The sequence below is a fragment of the Companilactobacillus bobalius genome (genome assembly GCF_002179915.1).
GTDB lineage: Bacteria > Bacillota > Bacilli > Lactobacillales > Lactobacillaceae > Companilactobacillus > Companilactobacillus bobalius.
Genome location: NZ_MYFM01000004.1, coordinates 160,372 through 177,875 on the forward strand (window position 1 = coordinate 160,372; position 17,504 = coordinate 177,875).

At 35.8% G+C, this 17,504-nt stretch carries 14 protein-coding genes; 3 read left to right on the forward strand and 11 right to left on the reverse strand.

Translation table 11 applies throughout. The features are described 5' to 3' along the window. Nucleotides 1–197 precede the first annotated feature (197 nt). From LKACC16343_RS07400 to LKACC16343_RS07445, 10 genes are all read right to left on the reverse strand, one after another. A complete protein-coding gene (locus tag LKACC16343_RS07400) occupies nt 198–2,237 on the reverse strand; it encodes a beta-galactosidase (protein ID WP_234032530.1) in 2,040 nt (679 codons plus the stop codon). Nucleotides 2,238–2,252: 15 nt separating this feature from the next. Beyond that, nucleotides 2,253–4,490 carry an alpha-galactosidase gene (locus tag LKACC16343_RS07405; protein ID WP_056954944.1) on the reverse strand — a complete coding sequence of 746 codons (2,238 nt, stop codon included), beginning with the start codon at nt 4,488–4,490 and terminating at the stop codon, nt 2,253–2,255. A gap of 34 nt (nt 4,491–4,524) precedes the next feature. Then, nucleotides 4,525–4,968 carry a DUF3284 domain-containing protein gene (locus LKACC16343_RS07410; protein ID WP_056954946.1) on the reverse strand — a complete coding sequence of 148 codons (444 nt, stop codon included), beginning with the start codon at nt 4,966–4,968 and terminating at the stop codon, nt 4,525–4,527. A gap of 12 nt (nt 4,969–4,980) precedes the next feature. After that, the gene (locus LKACC16343_RS07415) at nt 4,981–6,294 is read right to left on the reverse strand and encodes a PTS sugar transporter subunit IIC (protein WP_056954948.1); all 1,314 of its coding nucleotides are present in this window, start codon (nt 6,292–6,294) and stop codon (nt 4,981–4,983) included. A gap of 129 nt (nt 6,295–6,423) precedes the next feature. Continuing rightward, entirely contained in the window at nt 6,424–7,467 is a 1,044-nt protein-coding gene (locus tag LKACC16343_RS07420; protein ID WP_056954949.1) for a LacI family DNA-binding transcriptional regulator, read from the reverse strand. 163 nt (nt 7,468–7,630) lie between these two features. Further along, complete coding sequence (locus tag LKACC16343_RS07425; protein WP_056954951.1) at nt 7,631–8,494, reverse strand: MurR/RpiR family transcriptional regulator; 864 nt, start codon at nt 8,492–8,494, stop codon at nt 7,631–7,633. 9 nt (nt 8,495–8,503) lie between these two features. Continuing rightward, on the reverse strand, nt 8,504–9,394 hold the full coding sequence (gene murQ, locus LKACC16343_RS07430) for an N-acetylmuramic acid 6-phosphate etherase (protein WP_056954954.1): 891 nt from the start codon (nt 9,392–9,394) through the stop codon (nt 8,504–8,506). Between the two features lie 7 nt (nt 9,395–9,401). After that, a complete protein-coding gene (locus LKACC16343_RS07435; protein ID WP_056954956.1) occupies nt 9,402–10,466 on the reverse strand; it encodes a MupG family TIM beta-alpha barrel fold protein in 1,065 nt (354 codons plus the stop codon). Between the two features lie 11 nt (nt 10,467–10,477). After that, nucleotides 10,478–11,923 carry a PTS transporter subunit EIIC gene (locus LKACC16343_RS07440; RefSeq protein ID WP_056954958.1) on the reverse strand — a complete coding sequence of 482 codons (1,446 nt, stop codon included), beginning with the start codon at nt 11,921–11,923 and terminating at the stop codon, nt 10,478–10,480. Nucleotides 11,924–11,936: 13 nt separating this feature from the next. Continuing rightward, complete coding sequence (locus tag LKACC16343_RS07445) at nt 11,937–12,830, reverse strand: alpha/beta hydrolase (RefSeq protein ID WP_056954960.1); 894 nt, start codon at nt 12,828–12,830, stop codon at nt 11,937–11,939. A 211-nt stretch (nt 12,831–13,041) separates the two neighbouring features. Between LKACC16343_RS07445 and LKACC16343_RS07450 the strand changes: the two genes are divergently transcribed. The 3 genes from LKACC16343_RS07450 (at nt 13,042) to LKACC16343_RS07460 (ending at nt 15,749) form a co-directional block, all read left to right on the forward strand. Beyond that, the gene (locus LKACC16343_RS07450) at nt 13,042–13,962 is read left to right on the forward strand and encodes an aldo/keto reductase (protein ID WP_056954962.1); all 921 of its coding nucleotides are present in this window, start codon (nt 13,042–13,044) and stop codon (nt 13,960–13,962) included. Nucleotides 13,963–14,130: 168 nt separating this feature from the next. Further along, nucleotides 14,131–14,772: an FMN-dependent NADH-azoreductase gene (locus LKACC16343_RS07455; RefSeq protein WP_056954964.1), complete on the forward strand. Its 642-nt coding sequence runs from the start codon at nt 14,131–14,133 to the stop codon at nt 14,770–14,772. A 119-nt stretch (nt 14,773–14,891) separates the two neighbouring features. Beyond that, a complete protein-coding gene (locus tag LKACC16343_RS07460) occupies nt 14,892–15,749 on the forward strand; it encodes an NFACT RNA binding domain-containing protein (RefSeq protein ID WP_056954966.1) in 858 nt (285 codons plus the stop codon). A gap of 32 nt (nt 15,750–15,781) precedes the next feature. On the opposite strand, the gene LKACC16343_RS07465 is transcribed toward LKACC16343_RS07460, so the two are convergent. Next, a complete protein-coding gene (locus LKACC16343_RS07465) occupies nt 15,782–17,452 on the reverse strand; it encodes a glycoside hydrolase family 13 protein (protein ID WP_056954968.1) in 1,671 nt (556 codons plus the stop codon). Nucleotides 17,453–17,504: the final 52 nt, after the last annotated feature.

A 17,504-nucleotide genomic window follows, 5' to 3' on the forward strand; every position in this document is an offset into this window, starting at 1 on the left:
TAGTATCTCAACAAAAAAACGTTCATATCAACCTACAAAGGATATGAACGTTTTTTGATTTTAAAATTTATTTTTCTTTTAATTGTTAATTACAAATCATCTGATTATACAGAACTAAGAAGTTTGCAACTTTGTAATTCTACTCAGCAATCTTAACAATAAGGATATAGTCAGTTAATATCAACTCTAACAAAATTTCAGTTCTCTTTAACAACTAAAGTTCCATACTTACCTAAAACAATTCTCTTACCCACAGTCGATCCATCCTCAACATTGATCGATTCACGACTAGTCAAAACCTCCTGTTCCTCTTCAGAAAAGTTCATCAAGAAATGGTATTTCACACCATTTTTCTCTCTAGTCTGGCAGGAAACCTCATAAATTGGTTTAGTGATGAAATCATTAACCAAATGTAACTTATTAATAATTGGTCGATAAAACTCTTTTAAAAAGTCGTCCCCTAACCTAGTTGCTAAATAATAAGTCTTTCCTGATCCTAAATCATTACTTACTACTGCCGGCGTGCCTTGGTAGAAATCATCTTGATACTTGGCCAAAGCTTTTGCAGTCGTAACTTCAATTACCTGATTGTAATCTTTTGTTTCATAAGACCTCTGATTGAACTCAACATGTCCATGTTGTTTGGGATAAAGTGTATCAATTTCTTTAGTATTAATACCAAACAATGTACGTAATTTAGTTGGGAAGCCACCTAAAACCACACGATCATATTCATCCACCATACCTGTGAAGTAGCTAGAAATCAAAGTGCCACCAGCTTTTACAAACTCGGTTAACTTATCTACAGCTTTATCCTTAGCCATGTACAGAATAGGTGCCACAATCAAGTCATATTTAGAGAAGTCATCGTCTCCACTGATTATTTCACAGGCAATATCTTGTCCCCAAAAGATTGAATAGTGCTTCTGCAAAGTTTGGATACCCAATCTAGTTGGACGTCCAAAAGCCCCACCGCGGTTGAAGGCCCAGTTACTTTCCCAATCATAGAAAATACCAACCTTAGGATGTTTAATAGCACCTTTGATTTCAGCAATACTATCCAACTTCTGACCATACTGTGCGACTTCTTGATAAACACGATTCTTGCTAGAACCATCATGTCCTATCACGCCACCATGGAATTTCTCTGAATTACCTTGCGCCTGTCGAATCTGAAAATACAATGTACTATCCGATCCATGGGCAATTTGTTGCAACGAGCTGAGAATGTTCATCCCTGGTTTTTTAGCTTTATTGTATTGTTGTGAATTAATACAGCTTGGCGTCGATTCCATAATTAAAAATGGTTGATGTTTCAATGAATAGAAACAATCATGCGTATAGGCTGATTTCATCGCTGTATCAGCCAGCGTTTCGTAATCGTTATGCCAAGCGGGGTAACTATCCCAACTCACTACATCAACCTTTTTAGCAAAACGACTGTAATCTAAACCAGTAATTGGATAGTAATCCCCTTTGTCCAAACCTTCGGCCATAAAATTAGTTGTAATCGGAATATTTGGCGTAATTTCTTTTAAAGGTTGAGCTTCATTTTCATAGAAATCCATCGTCATATCGGTAACAAAACGTTTCCAATCCAAATCCATCCCATGAACCTTCGTTTCTCCAAGCGGATTAGGTGGTAGTACCTGACTCCAATCGCTATACAAGCCACTCCAAACCTTTAAGTACCAAGCCTGATTTAAATTATCGAGAGTATGATATTTCTTTTGTAACCACTGATGCCAATTATCCTGACACAATTTACAGAAGCACTGACCACCTAGTTCATTAGAAACGTGCCACATAATTAAGGCAGGATGTTTACCATAACGCTTAGCCAATATTGTATTGATCTGACGCGTTTTTTGACGATATATTGGGGACGAGTAACAGTGATTCTGTCTGAATCCGTGCGTATGTCTTCGCCCATATTCATCTACTTGATTAACTTCTGGATATTTTTGACTCATCCACTGAGGACGTCCCCCACTAGGTGTTGCTAAAATAACGTGACCGCCAATTCGATAAATATCATCAAAAATTTTATCCAACCATTCAAAGTTATATTCACCTTCACGTGGTTCTATCGTTGCCCAAGAGAAAGTATCCAACGTTACAGTATTTATCTTGGCTTTTTTCATTAATTCTAAGTCCTGTTTTAAAACTTCAGGCCGATCCAGCCACTGTTCAGGATTATAATCGCCACCATATAAGAATTTATCTGTGGTTTTCACCAACTCACCCTCTCGTTAATCTTTAGCTACTAAGTGATACATCCAGGATTGATAATCACCACTAATTTGAGCTGTTTCTAAATTAGCTCCATTAAATTCGAATGGTTCCAAGAGTCCAATATTTTTTAAAATTCGACCAGAAACCCTAAATTTATCATCAACTACATAGTGTTTGATTTCGTCCAGGAATGGAGCTTTAATATGTCTTACCACTGCTGAATTAGGTTGAGCAACTTTACGATAGAAACCAATAAAAGATTCACTCTTTTGATCATTTGTTACGCCCCATGACACCACATTGCTGGCAGGATTAACTGAAACTAATTGTTGCAATCTTCCGTGCAAAAGCAATTGTCGATTTTGTTTGTAAAATTCGATATTACTCTTAATCTTTTGTTTCTCTTCATCGTCCAGTTTAGTAATATCCAGCTCATAACCTAATGGTCCAAAATCACTAACGTCTTGTCTCAAAGCTAATGGCGTATTACGTTTAACTTGATCATTTGGAACAGCCGAAACGTGATTACTAAAGGAAGACAGTGGATAAGCTAATGTTGTCCCCGTTAAAATATCCAATTTTTCAATAGCATCACTATCGTCACTAGGCCAGATCTGTGGACTATAGAATAGAATACCTAGATCAAACCTTCCACCACCGCCAGAGCAGCCTTCAATTAGAATGTTAGGGAAATCAGTGAGTATTTTTTGATAGAGTGCATAAACTCCCAAGATGTAACGGTGGAAAAATTCACCTTGTGGACGATTAATTTCAGCTAAATATGGTGAATAAGCCTCAGTAATATTACGATTCATATCCCATTTAATGTAGTCCAAATTTGTTTCCGCAATCGTAGGTTTCATCTGTTGATAAACTGCATCAACTACTTTGGGATTAGCAAAGTCGAGTACATATTGACCACGACCAATTCCTACACGTTTATAAGGGTGACGTACTACCCAATCGGGGTGTTCTTTATACATATCCGTGTCAGGTGAAACCATTTCAGGTTCGAACCAAAGTCCAAATTCCAGACCCATATCATGTATTTTCTTGGCAAAGCTCCTCATACCATTAGGGAATTTACGACGATCAACCGCCCAATTTCCCAAAGAGGATCGATCATCATCACGATGACCAAACCAACCATCATCTAGCACAAAGCATTCCATACCTAATTTTTGCCCCTCTTGAGCTAGAGACAATAATTTATCTTCATTAAAGTCAAAGTAAGTAGCTTCCCAATTATTAAAGACGATTGGACGAGAATTTTCTTTCCATTTTCTAGCAATAACATGATCTTCCGCGAAGCCATTTGTCTCTTTAATCAGACCGTTGAATCCTTGATCACTGTAGTAAAAGACTGATTCTGGAGTCGTAAATTCTTCATTCTTAGCCAATTGCCATTCAAAGTACTTCGGATTGATACCTATCGACAATCTAGCTTTATCCCATTCATTAACCTCAACTTGACTGAGAAAGTTACCGGAATAAATCAGATTAGCTGCATAAATATTGCCCTGATTGACATCGGCATTCTTATCAACAAGTGCCACAAAAGGATTTTGTTGATGACTAGATGCTCCTTTGAGTGACTCAACTGAAGTGAGACCTTGTTCAATCGGACGGCGTTTAATGTGACGTTCTTTTAACCAAGCACCCGATAAACTGAGAAAATCATAACCAGCTGTTGGTAAACTTAAAACTCCACTCATCATATTGTGAATTTGGACAGTCGTATCACCCAAATTAATCAATTTCTGACTACGAACAATTGCACTATAGCCAGCAAAAATTGTAAATTTCTCAATCAAACGCAATTCATGCTCTTGATCTTTTAGAGTAATCACTAAAGTTTCAGCGTCATTCTCACCTTGCGCATAACTAGTGGGAAACTTTAAGTCACGTGTCTTCGTTTTTTCAATTGTGTAATTTTCAAAATGAAAATCTAAATACCAAGGTTCATCTGCACGATAAACATCGATAGCACCCTCACGATAATCTGAAGAACCATAAACTGGATACTCGGATTCATGATCAGCTAAGGTAAAATTCTTAATTTCAGGAGAATATTTAACTGTTCCAGCCGATTTACTGTCATGTTTCAATAAGTAATTGAGATCATCTTCTTCAAGGTTACCTAGGCTTTTTCCATAATAAAGATGTCCTAATTGCTTGTTTTCCATAACATTAAATAAGTAACTAACTTTGTCGTTGTGCAAATGAAATATTTTATTTGAGATTACATCAATCATGTGAGAAACGTCCCCTTCTACTCGCGTACTTCCTTTAACCAATAGCTAAATCGTCTAAATATTGCATTCTTTTCTTAACTCCGCGGTTATAAAAGAATTTGTAGAGCATTCCGATAAAGATAAAATTAGTTTGATTACGTGCATTGTTAAAAGTATTTTGTTCTGAATAAATTAAAAATTTTTTACCACGTTTATTAGTTTCAAATTCATAAGTTTGTAAAATTTCACCATCAGGTTGTTTCGTTTCAAACTGAAACAACTTATTCTTCACGATGTCTTTGACAGTCATCGTATTTGTCGTGGTAAATTTCTTCATTTTTGTAGTTAATTGGGCCTGAATCCTTGTGCCCTTTTCTAAGTGTCTAATTCTGGGATCTGTACGTTGAAAATACTTCAATTGTTCATTGACTAAGGTTTGGTACAAATCCGCTTGATCAGCATTATATGAATATTTATATTTCAACGTATCAGTTCTCATAATTATTACTCCTTATTTATCTGAAGTTGCAGCTTCTTGTTGATTGGCTGCTGCTTGTTCTTCTTTCAAGAATTCATTATCCATTGCTTTCAAGAATGGAATCCAAATTAATGTCATAACGACAACATCAACAATTTGTAAAATGGCACCCGCAATTGATCCTGTACCTAACCAACCAGCTAAGAAGATAGGTGTCGTCCAAACAACTGTTGCACCAATTGGTCTTGGAACTAATCCTGCAGCAATAGCAAAGTAAGAAATTGTAGTTGAAACAAGTGGTGCTAAGATCCATGGAACTAATAAAACAGGGTTCAAAACAATAGGTAGACCATAAGTCATAGGTTCTGAAACATTGAAAATAGCTGGAGCAAAGACGGTTCTCATAGTTGTCTTCATACGAACTGATTTAGCCAAGAAGAAAGCAAAGACAAGTGCACAACCTAATTGCATACCTTGGTTAACGAAGACACCCATAAATGTTGTATTAATAATATGTGGAAGATGAGCTGCACCTGCTTTATAAGCATTGTAGTTTTGAATAGCTAAAGCTCCCATAATAGGATCAATAATTGAGTTAACAAGCAAAGTACCATGAACACCGAACCACCAGAATAGTTGTGTAAAGAATACGGCTACTAGGACGGCTGGAAGTGTTCCACCTAATCCCATAAGTGGTTGTTGTAAAATTTCATAAACAAAGTCAACTGCGTTTCCCCACTGTGTGAAAGTGAAGATATAACGAATAATATTAAATAGTAGTAATGGAGCTGCACCAGGAATGATGGCAACAAATGATTCAGCAATCATAGGAGGAACAGAATCAGGCATCTTGATAGTGATATGCGCTGCACTGATAGCACAATAAATCTTTGTAGCGATAATAGCTACGATGATACCAACGAACATACCTTGAGCACCTAAATCATTGATAGCAATGAATGCGCCCATCTTTTTATCAGTACCGATAGGAAGTAACATCAAAAAACTGGAAAGTGAAATAGCACCAGCAAAAATCTTTTGTTGACCATAATGTCCGGCCAATTGATATCCAATACCAAAGACGATAAATAGTGCTGAAACTGACATTGTTGCATTACCAACAGGTCCAAAGAAGTCAGTCAAAAAAGTATTAAACCATTTTGGTAAAAGTCCTCCGAAACCAAACGTTGTAGGTAAGTTTTGCAAAATAACCATGATAGAACCAAACATCGTGGCTGGGAAGGCTAACATAAAGCCATCACGTAAACTTAGAAGATATTTATTGGCACCAATTAGTTCTGAAATTGGTCCCATTTTCTTCTGAAATGCATTTAAAAAGTTTTTCATTTCATGATTCCCCTCTTTACTATTATGTAAACGTTTACAAGAATTACTATAACTGTTTAGTTAACGTTTACACAACCCTAAATAAAAAATATCCATTATTTTTTTTTACAAATAACAGATATCTCTAATTTATTTATTCTTTTTTGTTAAATCACGTATCGAATCTCTTACCTTCAACTCACTAGAACAAACTATTTGTATAGGCATCTTACGGGTACCGATCATCTTCTCACGTGCAACTTTGACGGCAATACGTCCCATCTCTTCGGAATCCATTTTAATACTTGAAAGAGTTGGCGTTAGATAGCGATTCAGCTCTACATCATCAAAACTAACTACTGAAATATCATCGGGAATTTTTAAACCAGCATTACTAATAGCCTTGTAAACACCCATAGCCATCGGATCACTAGCCACTAGAATCGCAGTTGGTAAATCGTCTCCCCGTAAAATTTCACTAGTCATTTGTAAAGCATCTTCAGCTGACCATTGACCAATATTAACGTCTGTATATTTGGTCAAATCATGAAGCTGCATCCACCTACTATAAGCATCAGCTCTAACTTCATGTCTACTATTGATACGACTGCCATCGACATCAACAATACTACTGCGGCCACCAACAAAAGCAATATTACGATGACCCTTTTCGTAAAGTAGATCCAAAACCTTGTAGGTCTTCGCAATAAAATCAGTTTGAATCCGATCATATTTCTCATCACTAATGTAATTATCTACCAATATTAAATTAGGATTCTTCCCCATGATGATATCCATTGCAGTATCAGTCATCTGTCCCACCATAATGATGGCGCCATATTTGGACAGTTGATCCCAATCTTTCCCTTCATCACGCATCCCAAATACCTTTGTAACCTGTAATCGCCTTTCGGCCGCCTCTTCTTCAATTCCACGATGGATGGCTAAGAAATATGGATCTCTCAATTCTGAATCACTATTGTGACGTAAAATCAGCCCTATCGACATATCCGCATTGGCATTTCTGGGACTACGAATATTCTTTTCCTTTGAATAATGCAAACGATTGGCAATATCAATTACACGTTTACGAGTATTTTCGTTAATACTGAAACTTTCATCATTATTAAGAATTCGCGATACACTAGCTGCCGAAACCCCAGCCATTTTTGCAATATCTCTTATACTTGCCATTTGTTTACCTCATATCACCATTTAGTGTTTAGTTATGTTTACTATAGACTAATTGGGGATAATATTCAAAGGTCTAGACAGAAAAAGATCCTAAGTAAAAAATTATATCTTCACTTAGAATCTTTAAGAGGTTTTCCTAATTTTGTCTGCTTATATAGGATTTTTATTTTTTCGGGGAGAAATACTTTTCTACTAAAAGATGGGATTCTTTTAGTTTTTGAATATTGCTTTCATAATCTCGTTGCAAATAGAGATAGTATATCAAATCAACTGCATATAATTGACTTATCAAAGAAGTCGTTGCAGCGGATCTTACTTGATCTCTTGGTACTGTGTTACTTGTTAAAATACTAATATCCGAAATTTTGGCTAATCGACTGTGACTATTAGATGTTAATCCAACTACTTCGACATTATTCTTTTTGGCTAGTTTGGCTATTGTCAAAGTTTCTTGTGTTTCACCAGAATCAGAAATTAGAAATAACACTTGTTTATTCTGTTGTGTTAGTAGATTTGACACTAATAAGTGAGTATCTTCCGTATTAATTACGTTTTTACCAATTCGTGAGAATTTTTGAGTAAAATCTTCAGCTACTAAATGAGATGCCCCCAAACCATAAATCAAGATGACATTTGCTTTTTCAAATGAATCAACGGTTTGATTTAAATATTTGGGGTTCAAACCTCTACTAGTAGTGTCCAAAGTGTGTTGAATCCGAAGAACCAATTTGTCCTTCAATTCATCGACACCATCATCTGGAGATATTTCATCATATAATCCAGTATCAACATCATTCGATGAACGTGCCAATTCAACTTTTAGACCTTTGAATCCATCCAATCCTAAATTTTTAGAAAATCTAACAATAGTAGCTTGGCTAACACCACTTTTTTTAGATAAATCGGCCACACTGAGATTGGGAACTTGTTGAGCATTTTTTAAAATATACTCACCTAAAGTTTTTTCTGCTTTACTCGCATTTTCTATATTTGTTCGAATTGTTAGTAAAATCGTATTATTCGTCATGTTGCTCCCTCACTTAATTGCTTGACGTACAAACCCACCTGCTTCGGATAATTTTTGTTGAGCAGCTTCTTTACCAGTCTTTGTCGCTATCATGACAATTGCATCTTTAACTGAATAATCAGCCTTTTTGAGAGTTGTCAAAGCAAGATCTTCATCAACTCCTGTAACTTCTGTGATGATATTCAATGAACGTTGAACTAACTTCTTATTAGTTGGTTTGACATCCACCATTAAATTACCATAAGTTTTACCAATTCTAACCATTGAAGCTGTTGATAGCATATTCAGAACCATCTTTTGAGCTGTTCCTGATTTCAATCTAGTTGATCCTGACAACACTTCTGGCCCTACTACGACTTCAATTGCTGTCTTCGCATGCTGACTAATAATAGCATCGGCATTACATGATAAAGCAATCGTACTAGCACCTACTTTGGTAGCATAATCCAATGCCCCCACAACATAAGGTGTTCTACCACTAGCAGCAATGCCAACTACTACATCTTTATTACTCAAATTATGATTCTTTAAATCATCAGCACCCTCTTGAACACTATCCTCAGCACCTTCAACAGCAATTGTCATAGCTTTAGCACCACCAGCAATTAATCCTTGAACCATTTCAGGTTCGATACCAAAAGTTGGTACACATTCAGCAGCATCTAGCACACCTAAACGGCCACTAGTTCCTGCACCTGTATAAAACAAGCGTCCTCCAACCTTAAATGCTTCTGCAATTTTATTTGCGGCTGTCGATATTTGAGGTAATTGTTTTTCAACGGCCACAGCTACTTTTTTATCTTCACTATTCATAACAGCAACAATCTTATCGGCACTCATTTCGTCCAAATTCATTGTTGCTGGATTACGACCCTCTGTTGATAATTTTTTTATGTCCATATTAAACTCATTCCTTATTTCTAATATCAACCAGTTGAATTGCTTGATTAGCCTCACAATAATTTAATAATTTAATGTCAGAATCAATTATTCTTCCTATTACGTTCACGGATGCATCAGCTGGAAGTTGGTACTTAATTAATTGCAGTTCACCTTGATAACGTCCTGATAAACTATTATCCAAAGTAATAGAACCAACTTTTCTCAAAGTATTATTATCAGGTACTACCTCTGACTTATTGAGCGGTCTACCTTCTCTAAGTCTAACAACATCTCTAGCCACATCAGCCCTTTGATGAAAAATATTGGTGATATATGCTGGAGCATTATTATCTAGTTGAACTCTCAATTGCAAAATATTATTTACAAAATAATTTCTAAATTGTTCGAATGTTAAATCCTTTAAAGCAGGATCGCCGACATAAATTCGGTCAACATTCATCTTGTTAAAATCTAAAGCAGCATACAAAGGATTTTGGGATCTATGCTCTTCTAGAGTTGGTAGTCCTTTATAAACGGGAGCTCTCAAATTAGCATCCCCTGGAATAAAGGCCATTACTGTGAATCCGTTATCCTTTAACCACTTGTTCTTTTCATAAAACCATTGTTTATCTAACCCTGTATTTTCACGAGGATAATAATTATGCCAAGCTTCCAAATTAGCAAAATTTGCGTTAGCCATTTTCAATTCATCAATATCAGATTGTTCAATAGTGCTTGCATTCAAAGCAATCTTCATACCATTGGAAAGTCTTGCAATACCTGCATTGTCAATCCCATCATCGATTCTTAGCATGGTAACATGCAACCCTTTAAAAACTGATAAATCTCTATCTAAATTTAAATCAAGCCTTTTTAATGAACTTGATGCAATATCAAGAGTCAGTTCCAAATCATTCTCATCGCACAACTCACCCAAAGTCTTTAAGTTCTTCAATAAAACTTTAGGATCATCTTCCGGTAAGTTAATAGAAGTAAAGACACCTTTAAATCCGGCTTCGACAAATCGATTGAACATATCTATATCTTTTTTAGTCAATGAACTGTGTAAGTAAGCTGAAAATCCTAGCATATTATTCTCCTTTATTCTGGATAGATTTCGTTAATTCTATCTTCGTCAACACCGAAGAACCAAGTTACGATAAAGCCTCCAGCGTAAGCTACTAATAGTGCTAACAAATATACCCATTGTTGTCCAGGTTGCATGATCAATAGTCCAAACAAACCTGAAACACCTTGCGATACAGCACCTAAATGGAATAGTGAAGCAACAACTCCACCAAAACCAGCTCCGATACTTGCTGTAATGAAGGCTCTACCAAGCGGTAATGTAACAGCGTACATTAATGGTTCACCGACACCTAAGATAGCAACAGGAATTGAACTCATAACCATTTTCTTGAATCTCTTATTCTTTGACTTGAAGTAAAGTGCAAATCCAGCACCAACTTGACCACCACCGGCCATCATCAAAATTGGTAGTAAGTAGTTAATACCTTTTGTTGGACCTGTAGGATCATTCAATAGAACATGAATTGGTGTTAAAGCTTGATGCAAACCAACAGATACTAAAGCTAAAAATGTTGATGATAGAAGGAATCCACCAAAGACACTCAACTTTGTGTAGATGAAGTCCATAACAAGATAGATAGCTGTTGTTAGCCATGCACCGACTGGTTGTAGGAAGACAACGGCAAGTAATGAACCAATAATAACTGTTAGTAAAGGTGTAAAGAATGTATCCAGAACACTAGGCATAATCTTACGAAGATTCTTTTCCAAGAATGCGAAGAAAATACCCATTAGTAAAGCAGTAATCAAACCACCGACACCAACTGTATATGGTGCATGTGTAAATGGCATTGAAATAGCTTGTGTACTTAATGGTGAACCTGTAATTGTAACGCCTAAGCAAAGAGTACCACCGATACCACCAAGGATGGCACTGCCTTTAAATTCACGAGCAGCATTCATACCAACGAAGATTGGTAGAAAGGTAAATAATCCCCAACCAATTGTCTTAATAGTCATGTACCACCAATCAGTAACAAAAGCTTGTCCAGTTTGATAGTCGATAACATTAGCAAGGCCATTAATTAATCCAGCAGCAATAATACCTGGTAGCAATGGAATAAAGACGTTAGCGATATGTTGCAACCCACGTTGCAAAGGTTTATCGTGCTTAGCCTTATTCTCTTTTTTGTTTTCTTTAGCGATATCCTTTACTTGATCTAGTTGTGAATCAGATGAAGTATCCCCATCGTCACTGTCACTACCTAGAGCAACTCCAGTAAGTTCAGCAAATGGTTCTGCAACCTTGTTGACTTTACCTGGTCCCAAGACAACTTGGAGCGTATCAGCTTGAACAACGGCCAAGACACCATCAATACGTTTCAAAGCATCAACATCAACTTTATCGTTGTCTTTAATGCCTAGTCTTAATCTAGTCATACATGCAACGTTAGCACTGACGTTTTCTTTACCACCGACATTTTTAAGAATTTCTTTAGCTGTATTCTTTGCGTCCATGTTTTTTTACCCCCTATTTGAATTCTTTCATCAACCAGTTATATGATTTTGGAGTAGCTTTAGTCCAATATGTCCAATTGTGGTTATCCCCAGTATCCTTAACATATTTAACTGAATATTTATCTTTCTTCAAAGTCTTAACGAATCTATTAACATTCTTAATTGGAACAGTTGTATCATCTGATGTTGTTTCAACATAGAATTTAACTGGTTTTGTATCTTTATTGATATACTTTGTTGGGAACAAACCGTCATAAACTTTGTCAGACCAATTAGTCTTACCATTAGTAAATGCATGCATGTTCATTCTGATAGGATTATCTTTTGGTAAACTGTACCAAACAGATGGTGAAATCAATAATGCTTTAGAGAAGTACTTAGAATATTTCAATGATAATCTTGCAGCAGCATAACCACCCATCGAAATACCACCAATAGCGTGATCATTTCTTGATGAAGATACTTTATATGTTGAATCAATTTTTGGTACTAAATCTTTCATGATGGCACTTTCCATTTGCATGCCACCTTTTTGGTTAACATAGAAACTGTTAAAACCATCGATAAAGACCACAATTGCCTTTTGATTATTTCTCTTCATAGCTCCATCGAGCATTTGTTGAGAATTAAATCTTTCTAATAAATTTCTATGATTTCCATATAATCCATGCATCATATAAACGACTGGATATTTCTTATTACTACTAGGGTTATATCCACCTGGTAGATAAACGTCGTAATTCCAATCAAGATGCAATTTCTTGGAATACATCGTTGTTGTAGTTACTGTACTAATTGGTGAAACTTTAGTAGCAGCTTGAGCAGTAGAACCGGTAAAAGTAGCTATTCCCAGCATTGCAATTACGCCGGATAAAATAACTAAAAATCTTTTAACACATGATTTCATAATAATTACCCCCAAATATTTTGTTACCGCTTACAGATAAATAATACCTCGTTAAAATAAAATTTCAAGATATTCATCAATATTTTTAAAATTATAAAATAATATTTCATAATACAAAAAGTATATTTTTTGTAAACGTTATCTTTTTTTATTGACTTCTACCTAAGTCCCAACAATAATTGAAGTGATACTTAATATTGGAGGCAATCATATGAAACAACGTTATATTGGTGAAACCAACTGGCAAACATCTGCAGTTGCTCTAGGTATTATGCGTATGAATAGTTTAAGTCCTGAACAAGCTGCTAAGGCTATCGACACCGCTTATGATAGTGGAATTAACTACATTGACTCCGCTGACATCTACGGCGGTGGCGATTCTGAAAAGGTTTTTGGTCAAGCATTGAAACAAAGTAGTGTTAAAAGAGAAGATTTATTTATTCAATCCAAAGGTGGAATCGTACCTGGAAAAAGATATGACTTCTCTAAAAAACATTTAATTGATGCCGTTGATGGCTGTTTGGAACGTTTAGGTGTCGATTATTTAGATTCATTCCTACTTCACAGACCTGATCCATTAATGGAACCAGATGAAGTTGCTGAAGCATTTGACGAATTACAGACATCAGGTAAAGTCCGTCATTTCGGTGTTTCTAACTTTAATCCTGAACAATTTATGTTCTTACAAGAGAATCTTGATCAAAGACTTCTTATCAGTCAATTACAATTCAGTATCATGCATTCTGGAATGATTGATTTTGGTTTACATACTAATATGACAGATACACGTTCAATCAATCATGATGGTGGACTTCTAGAATTCTCCAGACGTATGGGAGTAACTCTCCAAGCTTGGTCACCATTCCAATATGGCACATTTGCCGGAACATTCATTAACAATGACAAGTTCCCTAAATTAAATAAGAAACTACAAGAATTAGCAGATAAATACGGTGTAAGTAAGAATGCTATTGCTGCAGCCTGGATTCTTAGACATCCCGCTGATATTCAAGTTATTATCGGAACAATGAATCCCGAACATATCGCTGACAGTGCTAAAGGTGGAGATATCGATCTTACTAAACAAGAGTGGTATGACATCTACTTCGCCGCTGGTAATGATTTGCCTTAAAATAAAATAACTTTAAGATAAAACAAAAGATCGCCGACTCTCTTATGGGAATTGACGATCTTTTGTTTTATTTACTAAATTTTTCTATATATCTTTGTGTGATTTCATCTTTTGTAACCGCTTAATTATATAATGGTAATAATCAAGAAAGAAAAGAGGTTCCTCTCTATGTCAACAGTATTAGTTATCTACGCACATCCCCAATCAGACAAAGAATCATCTACTAAAGCTCTATACAATCACTTCATTAATGCCTATAAAACCAGTCATCCTAACGATAAAATTATTGAACACAACGTTTCAGAATACATGCCTTTCCCTCTGAATAAAATTGCTATCTCCATTTATAACAAATCGATGGCTCGCCAATCTTTCAATGCCGATGAAGAAAGATTTAAAGAGGCTAGACAAAAATGGATCGACGAATTCGTTCAAGCTGATAAATATGTCTTTGTAAATCCAATGTACAATCTCTTTATTCCTGCAGAAATGAAAAGTTACATCGATATTGTGATGCAAGTTCCTGATACATTCCATTACACTAGTGCAGGTATCCCTGAAGGTAACTTACACAATAAAAAAGCTATTCATATTCAAGCTAACGGTGGTAACTACCATGGTTCAAATGGTGCTCCTGATGCAAGTTCCTTAGATCTTGGTCATCAATACATTGGTACAATTCTTCACATTATGGGTGTTGATGATTATCAAGGTGTCTTTGCTGAAGGTATGGATCACGATCCACAAAACGCTGAAAAGATTCTAAATCAGGCTTTCGAAAAAGCTGAAGAAGCTGGTAAAAACTTCTAGACAAAAAAGACTCCTATCGCCCAATAATTGGGAAATAGAAGCCTTTTTGTTAACATTTAGTTAGTGTTATTATTGATGCATGTCGTTATGACGATTAATAATCAAATCGAGGTTTATCCATGGAAACTGAATCAGACGCCAATGAAGTTATTGAAGCTATGAAATGGCAAATACATCACACAAAGAAGCAAATTGAATCATTACATAAAGCTATTACACGTATCGGTGACGTTGAACAACTAAAAGTAAAAGGTACCCTGCTTAAAACCTATGCCTCACAAATTGATACCAAAAAAGGTTATGTTATTTTACCTGATTACCGAGACCAAAAGGAAATAACCATCTACTTAGATACTAAGAAATCAATTATTGATAACGCTGAAAACTACTTTCATCAATATCATCGTGATCAACGTGGATTGAAAACTATTCAAGATAACTTGAATAATGCTGAGAAAAATCTTCAAAAACAAATGACACGTCAATCTGATTTCGACCTAACAGATCCTCACCAAATCGAACTGGTCAGAGAACAATTAATTGCTGAAGATGCTATAAAAACTAAAATTTTGCATTCATCTAAAGCTCCAGAACCCGCTCATCCACGTCGTTTCTACACAACCGACCACGTTTTAGTTGAAGTTGGTAAAAATAGCGATCAAAATGACCACTTAACATTGACCGCCAATAAAGATTACTATTGGATGCACGTCAGTGAACTGGCTGGTTCTCACGTGGTCGTTCACAGTGCCCACCCCAGCAAACAAACATTATTGGAGGCTGCCAATTTGACTGCTTATTACAGTAAAGGCCGTGGACTAAAACAAGTACCTGTTGACGCTTTAAAAGTTGGACAATTATTCAAACCTGAAGGTGCCAAATCAGGATTAGTTATGTTTAACGGTAAAGCCGACACTTTAACAGTTGATCCTGATAAAGAATTAGCTCAAAAACTATCTGAAAAGAATTCAAAATAAGGAGTTCGATATCGCATAGATATCGGATTTTTTTATTTCAACAGGTAAACTTTACTTTCATATGGTCGTAATCTTGTATTCTTATCATCCACATAATTGCCAATTAGGAGTGCTCCATTCTCTTGTCCATAATCTCTAATTACATCATGGGACGTGAAATTATTAATAACTAGCAATGTTTCATCGTTATAACGGCGACGATATGTAAAGACTTCTTCATCTTCCATATCTATAACCGCATAGTCACCATAAACCACTAGATCACTATTATGACGCAGCTCAATTAATTTTTGATAATAATAAAAAACGGAATTGCTATCTTCTAAATTTTCTTCAACATTGATTTGAGAATAATTTGGATTCACTGCTAGCCATGGTTGTCCCTCTGTAAATCCAGCATTAGTTCCTCTATCCCATTGCATTGGAGTTCTAGCATTGTCACGTGTTCGATAAGCTAAATATTTCAACATTGTTTCCTTATCGACAATTTTTTCAACTTCAACAAGTTCTTTATACGCATTTAAAGACTGTATATCCTCATACTGTGACAATTCAGTGAAGTGTGCATTCGTCATACCGATTTCTTCACCTTCATAAACGTAAGGCGTTCCCTGCAACATATGCAGAGTTGTCCCTAACATTTTGGCTGCTAAGACACGGTACCTTGAATCATCTGTTGCAAATCGAGAAACTGCCCGAGACTGATCATGATTACTCCAATAAAGACTATTCCAACCTTTCCCATCTAAAGCAATTTCCCACTTACTCAAAACCTTTTTTAAATCAACTAAGTCAATCGGTTCATCATTCCAGTGCCCTAAACGTTTGTCAGGATTACCAGAAACATTCATATGGTTAAATTGGAAAACCATATTCAACTTATTTTCGTTTAATCCTGCATATTTAATTGCTTCTTTCGGTGTCGAACCTGGCATCTCACCTACTGTCATCACATCATATTTAGACAAAACTTTATCGTTCATTTCCTCTAAAAATTCATTTAGTCGATGACCATTAGCTACTAAACCTGTTCCACCATACTTGGCTCCTGCTTTCTTATTACCATCAGGTAGACCTTCGGGTTTGGAAATCAAATTGATAACATCCATTCTGAAACCATCAATACCTTTGTCTAACCAAAAACGCATCAAATTCCAAACTTCTTCGCGGACTTTCGGATTCTCCCAGTTTAAATCAGGCTGTTCCTTAGTATAAAGGTGTAAATAGTATTGACCTGTTTTCTCATCAAATTCCCAAGCTGATCCATCAAAACGTGAACCCCAATTATTTGGTTCACGACCATCAACTGGATCGCGCCAAATATAATAATCACGGTAAGGATTATCAATAGATTTTCTACTTTCTTGAAACCATTTATGTTGATCAGAAGTATGATTAACAACTAAATCCATCATTATCTTTAATCCTAATGAGTGCGCTGTCTCAAGCATTTCATCAAAATCGGCCATAGTTCCATAATTAGGCTGAATTGCACAATAATCACTAATATCGTAACCATTATCTTTATCTGGAGACTTATAAACTGGATTCAACCAAATAACATCAGCGCCCAATTTTTTAATATATGGCAAGCGACTAGTGATACCAGGCAAATCACCAATCCCATCATTATTACTATCCTGAAAGCTCTTCGGATAAACTTGATAAACTACTGTCTTTTTCCACCAATCACTGTAAGCCATGAAAAATACTCCTCAATTATCTATTCATTTAGATTATGGATGAATTTTACTA